This is a genomic window from uncultured Paraglaciecola sp. (assembly GCF_913020055.1).
GTDB lineage: Bacteria > Pseudomonadota > Gammaproteobacteria > Enterobacterales > Alteromonadaceae > Paraglaciecola.
Window position 1 is genome coordinate 23198 of record NZ_CAJWCF010000059.1, and the last position, 6330, is coordinate 29527.

Consider the following 6330-nt stretch of genomic DNA (forward strand, 5'->3'; position numbering starts at 1 on the left):
GCAAATGAGCTTAGATATCCACGACCAACGTATTTTAATCCTTGATTTTGGATCCCAATACACCCAATTAATTGCACGCCGAGTGCGTGAAATTGGCGTTTATTGTGAGCTTTGGGCATGGGATGTCAGCGAAGAGCAAATTCGCGAGTTTAACCCCAACGGTATTATTTTATCTGGTGGTCCAGAATCAGTACATGCTGATAATTCCCCAAGAGCCCCAGAATATGTGTATCAAGCAGGTGTACCCGTATTAGGCATTTGTTATGGCATGCAGGTTATGGCTGAGCAACTTGGCGGAGCCGTTCAAGGTTCAAATAAACGTGAGTTTGGTTATGCACAGGTTGAAGTGCTTAGTGAAATGGCATTATTGAACAATATTGAAGACCACATTGGCACTAACGGAAATGCGTTACTTGATGTGTGGATGAGCCATGGTGATAAAGTCAGTGCAGCACCTCCAGGATTTACCACCACTGCTAAAACTGATAGTTGCCCATTTGCTGCTTTTGTAAATAAAGATAAGCAATTTTATGGCGTTCAATTTCACCCTGAAGTGACTCATACACGTCAAGGTGAGCGAATTTTATCTCAGTTCGTTTTGGATATTTGTGGTTGTGAAAAACTGTGGACCCCAGCTGCCATTATCGAAGACGCCATCCAAAAAATGAAAAAACAAATCGGTGATGACCAAGTTATTTTAGGTCTATCTGGTGGTGTTGACTCTTCTGTTGTGGCGATGCTGTTGCATCGTGCTATTGGTGAAAACCTCACTTGTGTGTTTGTTGATAACGGTTTGTTGCGTCTTAACGAAGGTCAACAAGTGATGGACATGTTTGGTGATCACTTTGGTCTTAATATTCGCAAAATTGAAGCTGAAGATAGATTTCTAGATGCACTTGCAGGCACCGATGAACCAGAAGCAAAACGCAAAATTATTGGGCGTATCTTTGTAGAAGTATTTGATGAAGAGTCTAAAAAATTAGTCGATGCAAAATGGTTAGCACAAGGCACTATTTACCCGGATGTAATTGAATCTGCTGCGTCGGCTACCGGTAAAGCCCACGTGATTAAATCTCATCACAATGTAGGTGGATTACCCGCGGATATGAAAATGGGTCTAGTCGAACCATTGCGTGAATTGTTTAAAGATGAAGTGCGTAAAATTGGTTTAGAATTAGGTTTGCCCTACGACATGTTATATCGCCATCCTTTCCCAGGGCCGGGATTGGGAGTGCGAGTTTTAGGGGAAGTGAAAAAAGAATACTGCGATTTGTTACGCCGAGCGGATGCAATTTTTATTGATGAATTACACGCAGCTGATCTGTATCAAAAAGTTAGCCAAGCGTTTACTGTGTTTTTGCCGGTTAAATCAGTAGGCGTAATGGGTGATGTGCGTAAATACGATTGGGTGGTGTCACTAAGAGCGGTAGAAACTATCGACTTTATGACCGCTCATTGGGCGCATTTACCTTATGACTTTTTAGGCAAAGTATCGAATCGTATTATCAACGAAATTGATGGTATTTCTCGCGTGGTTTATGATATTTCAGGTAAACCACCGGCTACAATTGAGTGGGAATAATTCCATCGTTTTACAGATAAGTTTATAAGGCTAGGTCTCCTATGGGTAAAATAATAATAAGAGCTGCAGTGCAAGCAGACTTGCCAATATTGAAAGAGTTTGAACAAGGGATTATCGCGACCGAGCGCCCCTTTAATGTGTGTTTAAAGTCTGAAAATATTTGTTATTACGATATTGGGGCATTAATCGATGGCGAAAATTCTACGGTAGTGGTGGCTGAAGATGACGGTAAAATCGTTGGTTCGGGTTATGCTCGTATTAGGCAATCTAAAGCCCATTTGAGTCATGACTTACATTGCTATCTTGGATTTATGTTTGTTGCACCTAGCCATAGAGGGCAGGGTATAAATAAACTAGTCATCCAAACACTGATTAAATGGGGTAAAGAAAAAAGTATGGAAGACTTTTATCTTGAAGCCTACGCAGACAATAGTTCCGCACTTAAAGCCTATGAAAAGTTAGGCTTTAAAGCGTCTCTTGTTGAAATGAAGTTATCCCAGTAGGACAGGCATAATTAGCCCGTTCGCACTCTATGGACGTACCAATTTATGGCTTTAAAGCCAACCATTTATAAATTCAAATTATCCGTATCTGATCTGAACCATGATTATTTTGATACCCTTAATTTAACTGTTGCTCTACACCCTTCAGAAACTAAAGAGCGAATGATGGTTCGGGTTTTGGTGTTTTGTTTGCACGCCTATCAAGATGATGAAAACCTCATGTCTTTTACCAAAGGTTTAAGTGCAATTGAAGAGCCTGATATTTGGTTGCGAGGTCTAGATGATCAGATACATCTTTGGGTAGATGTTGGTGAACCAAGTTTTGAGCGCATCAAAAAAAGTTGCCGTTTGGCGAAACAAACATACGTCTACAGTTTCAATTCAAAATCCAAAGCATGGTGGAAACAAACTCAAGCACAATTTGATGCCTTGCCTGTGAACGTATTCAGTTTTGATTGGCAGGAGATCCAAGCATTAAGTGATGTGCTTGCTCGTACCATGGACTTATCAGTCACCTTGAGTGGTGAGTCTGCATTTGTCGCCGCCGAACATAAGCAGGTAGAAGTTAACTGGCAAGCCCTGCAATTAAACGATGACTAGATTACTTTTTATTGGCGGGCTAATAGGTCATACGTTCACTGCGCAGACCATTACTAAACAGATTGCCCGTTGGCTGATTAGACGGCAAAATACGCCGCCTGTTTTACAGTAGAGACAAGAATAACAACATGCCTACTAAGTTTGATTCAATTCGCCCTTTTGACGACGCTGATTTATCCGTCGTTTTATCTAAGTTGTTTAATAACAAAGAATTTATCGATAGCATTGTGGCTTTCAAATTTAGTGCTTGGCCTCGTTTTATGCGGCCTGCTCTGGGCTTTTTTACCCGTCGTTATATTATTAAACAAATAACCAAAATCGATACGCTTAGAGGTTTTCAACGTTTAATTGAACCTTACATAGAGCGAATGATTAATACCACAACTGAGTCGTTTAGTGTCAGTGGATTAGATAACCTAGATTTATCTCAAGCCTGCTTATTTATGAGCAATCATAGGGATATTGCTTTGGATCCTACTTTTGTTAATTGGGCATTACATCTAAATGGTCAAGATACTGTGCGTATAGCTGTGGGTGATAATTTACTTAAAAAAGAATGGGTTGCTGACCTTATTCGGCTAAATAAGTGTTTTATTGTTAAACGTTCAGCAACAGACAGACGAGAAAAATTGTCGGCAGCAAAATTGTTAAGTGAATATATTGAATTTACCTTAATAACTGAGCAACAACATATTTGGATTGCCCAGAGAGAAGGGCGAGCAAAAGACGGAAACGACATTACCAATCCTGCGATTTTGTCTATGTTGGCATTGAACAAGTCCAAAGAAGTCGAATTTTCAGAATACATTCGAAGCTTACGTATTGTGCCAGTATCTATATCTTACGAGTTTGATCCCTGCGACATCAATAAAGCCAAAGAACTACAAAAAGTAGAACGAGAAGGTAGTTATGATAAGCCTGATAATGAAGATGTTAGAAGCATAGTCAACGGAATTACCGGTCAAAAAGGCAGGGTACATATCCATTTTGGTGACGTTCTGACTGGTGAGTTTAGTAACGCAAAAGAAGTAGCTGGGTATATTGACCAAGAAATTCTACAAGGGTACAAATCTTTTTCTACCGGGCCTGTAGCCTTAAAAATGCTTGGCGGTGATGACAATAATGATGATTTAATGTCTGACCCATACTGCAAAGCAGCGGCTGACTATCTACAAGATAGATTAGTCAACTTATCTGCCGCAGAACAAAGCAAACTGCTTAATATGTATGCTTGTGCTCATATTAGGAAAATCAGTTAAATTTTTCCGTAGAAAACGGGAAATACTGCCTAACGGGATACAGACATCGACGGATGATAAATCCTTTAACCAATCGCGCTGTTGACGCACAACCGCCTTTATTGTCGCCTCAGGAAAGGAAGTTCGATAAAGGTCGCCTAGTCGAGTATCACACTCAATAATACAATGCTTACTGAGCTTAATTAACTCAGGCAAACAAGAACCAAATAATATTTCATCACCTAAGCCTTGTTCTGCCAATACTAACAGCGTTTTATCCTGCAATGCTTCACCTTGCCACTCAGGAAACGGTAAAGCCTGCCAATGCCCTGCCGATCTACGCCATTCAAACGCTTCCCAGCCTTCTTTTAAACGCCCTAACATTAATAAAACCGTCGACCGATTCCATCTAACCGAGGCATGACCTGGCTCCAATAAAATGGCTTGATCATAATACATCAAGGCTTGCTCAAACTGATTTAATTGCTGATAAACCGCCGCCAAATTATTGTACACATCAAAACTATCGGCCTTTATGCTCACAGCTTGTTGTAAATAGGCCAGCGCCTCTTCGGGTCTATGCTGCACTTTACAAATAGCCCCTAAATTATTCAGAGCATTATAATGATGTGGGTTAATGGCTAATAAATTTAAAAGCTGCTGCTATTTCAAGAAAACCCATAATCACTTTTACAGAGTTTAACCAACCGCCTGATTGAGGTAATTTTTTCAAATAATGTGGGAAAAGAGCTAAAAAGAAGAAGGGCGACGCAAAAGCCAAACTAAATACTAGCATACCGATGATAGGCCAAAACCACTCACCTTGTGAAGCGGCGACTAAAATTGTACCCATAAATGCTACCGTACACGTAAAAGAAGTAAGAGTAAAAGTTAGTGCCATGAATAATATACCTGCATATCCTTCAGAACTTTCTCTCTCCAATGAAAAACGTTTTAATGATTGAGGAATCTCAATTTCATAGAAACCAAAAAGTGAAAAAGCAAAATAGATGAATAAAAAGGCAATAAATAAATTTACGTAAGGATTAGCGGCGAGCTGTGTTGCGCCTGAAGCACCAAGAAAAATAGCTAGTAACATCCCCAATAATGTGAATGTCATAACAATGCCTAACATATAAACTGAAGCATCTTTAATAGGTGAAGTTTTTTTATCTTCACCTCTTTTCAAGAAAAAGGAAATTGTAATGGGTATCATTGGAAAAACACATGGTGTTAATAATGCAGCAAATCCCATAATTAGTGAAATAAGAAGAAATCCTCCAATATCAGAATCATCGAGCTTTAAACGACTAAATACAGAGTCTTTTGAAAAATCGAAATTATTAACTGTAAACTGCTCTCTTATATTACCGCTCTCCAACACAAATTGAACAGTGTCGCTATATTCATTAGGTGGATAACATAGATTTCCTGTACATACTTGATACTGAACTGTAACATCAAATGAATATGTACCATTAGATAATTTTTTATCTAAAACAATAGGTACTCTAAATAAAGGATTTCCTTCATGATACTTAGTAATATTATCAAAACCTTCATCATATGTTACAATAGGATCTGGTTCTATAATTCTACCTGTTTTAACAATTTCACCTGATTTGATGTTAATAACTGTTGGTTCTGGACCTTCAGGAACATCATAGATTGCATAAATATGCCATTCATCTTCAATACTTGCTTGAACCTCCAAGATAACTACTTCACCTTGATTTGTATTCTTTATATTGAATTTAAATTCAGCAGGATCGCTAAACTGACCAAATAAAATAGAAAAATATGCTAATATTGAAATTATTTTTTTCATTAATTTGCTAAGAAGATAATCTTTTCCTCAACTTGGTCCAAAATGTTTCTTTAGTAGTTTTGGCACTCTCTTCTATCATAGAATCCAGTTGAATTAATAATTTTTCCATGTCAGATTCTGCTGCATTATATCCATTCTGGATAAATTCTTTAGTCTTATCAAAGGCAGACCAATGGACATTTTCGTGTTTTGGACTAATGACAAAATTAGATTGGTTTAGCAAATAAGAATTTAAATGTAGTGTTGATATATCTCTAGATCGATTCATGATTTCAAAGATATTTTCAGGTTCATCATCTGTCTTAAATGCTTTACTAATATTTACTGCAATAATAAAATCACATTCACCCACTAATGGAGGTACAGGCGTTGGAAAAACAATCCCACCATCAAGAAGCATTCTATTATCAATATATGTTGGTTCTACAAATCCAGGAATAGATGAACTTTTGACAACGGCATCAACTACATTGCCAGCTTTGTAAAGCATTGGCTTTCCAGAAATGAGATCTGTAGCAGTAACAATCAAAGGTATTTTTAAATCATCAAATTGATTGCTTTCAAAAAGATTATTCGCAG

Annotated in this window: 7 protein-coding genes; 4 read left to right on the plus strand and 3 right to left on the minus strand. The window is 38.1% G+C overall.

Annotation, left to right across the window (positions count from 1 at the left end):
• Positions 1 to 4 precede the first annotated feature (4 nt).
• From guaA to QZ488_RS13450, 4 genes are all read left to right on the plus strand, one after another.
• Positions 5 to 1582 (plus strand): glutamine-hydrolyzing GMP synthase, encoded by a 1578-nt coding sequence (gene guaA, locus QZ488_RS13435; protein ID WP_293749539.1) that lies wholly within the window; start codon positions 5 to 7, stop codon positions 1580 to 1582.
• A 41-nt stretch (positions 1583 to 1623) separates the two neighbouring features.
• Complete coding sequence (locus tag QZ488_RS13440) at positions 1624 to 2085, plus strand: GNAT family N-acetyltransferase (RefSeq protein WP_293749541.1); 462 nt, start codon at positions 1624 to 1626, stop codon at positions 2083 to 2085.
• 45 nt (positions 2086 to 2130) lie between these two features.
• On the plus strand, positions 2131 to 2685 hold the full coding sequence (locus tag QZ488_RS13445; RefSeq protein ID WP_293749543.1) for a YaeQ family protein: 555 nt from the start codon (positions 2131 to 2133) through the stop codon (positions 2683 to 2685).
• Between the two features lie 128 nt (positions 2686 to 2813).
• Complete coding sequence (locus QZ488_RS13450; RefSeq protein WP_293749545.1) at positions 2814 to 3944, plus strand: 1-acyl-sn-glycerol-3-phosphate acyltransferase; 1131 nt, start codon at positions 2814 to 2816, stop codon at positions 3942 to 3944.
• Here the strand turns inward: QZ488_RS13450 and QZ488_RS13455 are convergent.
• The 3 genes from QZ488_RS13455 to QZ488_RS13465 form a co-directional block, all read right to left on the minus strand.
• Positions 3876 to 4562, minus strand: a complete 687-nt coding sequence (locus tag QZ488_RS13455; protein WP_366509033.1) for a tetratricopeptide repeat protein — start codon at positions 4560 to 4562, stop codon at positions 3876 to 3878. The genes QZ488_RS13450 and QZ488_RS13455 overlap by 69 nt on opposite strands.
• Positions 4558 to 5751: a cytochrome c biogenesis protein CcdA gene (locus QZ488_RS13460; protein ID WP_293749547.1), complete on the minus strand. Its 1194-nt coding sequence runs from the start codon at positions 5749 to 5751 to the stop codon at positions 4558 to 4560. Before QZ488_RS13460 ends, QZ488_RS13455 begins: the two co-directional genes overlap by 5 nt.
• A gap of 7 nt (positions 5752 to 5758) precedes the next feature.
• A partial coding sequence (locus QZ488_RS13465) for a patatin-like phospholipase family protein (RefSeq protein ID WP_366509031.1) occupies positions 5759 to 6330 on the minus strand: 572 nt, incomplete at its 5' end.

What these genes read in the sequence shown, in the direction of transcription:
- guaA (WP_293749539.1), top strand. Translation starts at nt 5, where the DNA reads ATGAGCTTAGATATCCACGACCAACGTATTTTAATCCTTGATTTTGGA.
- QZ488_RS13440 (WP_293749541.1), top strand. Translation starts at nt 1,624, where the DNA reads ATGGGTAAAATAATAATAAGAGCTGCAGTGCAAGCAGACTTGCCAATA.
- QZ488_RS13445 (WP_293749543.1), top strand. Translation starts at nt 2,131, where the DNA reads ATGGCTTTAAAGCCAACCATTTATAAATTCAAATTATCCGTATCTGAT.
- QZ488_RS13450 (WP_293749545.1), top strand. Translation starts at nt 2,814, where the DNA reads ATGCCTACTAAGTTTGATTCAATTCGCCCTTTTGACGACGCTGATTTA.
- QZ488_RS13460 (WP_293749547.1), bottom strand. Translation starts at nt 5,751, where the DNA reads ATGAAAAAAATAATTTCAATATTAGCATATTTTTCTATTTTATTTGGT.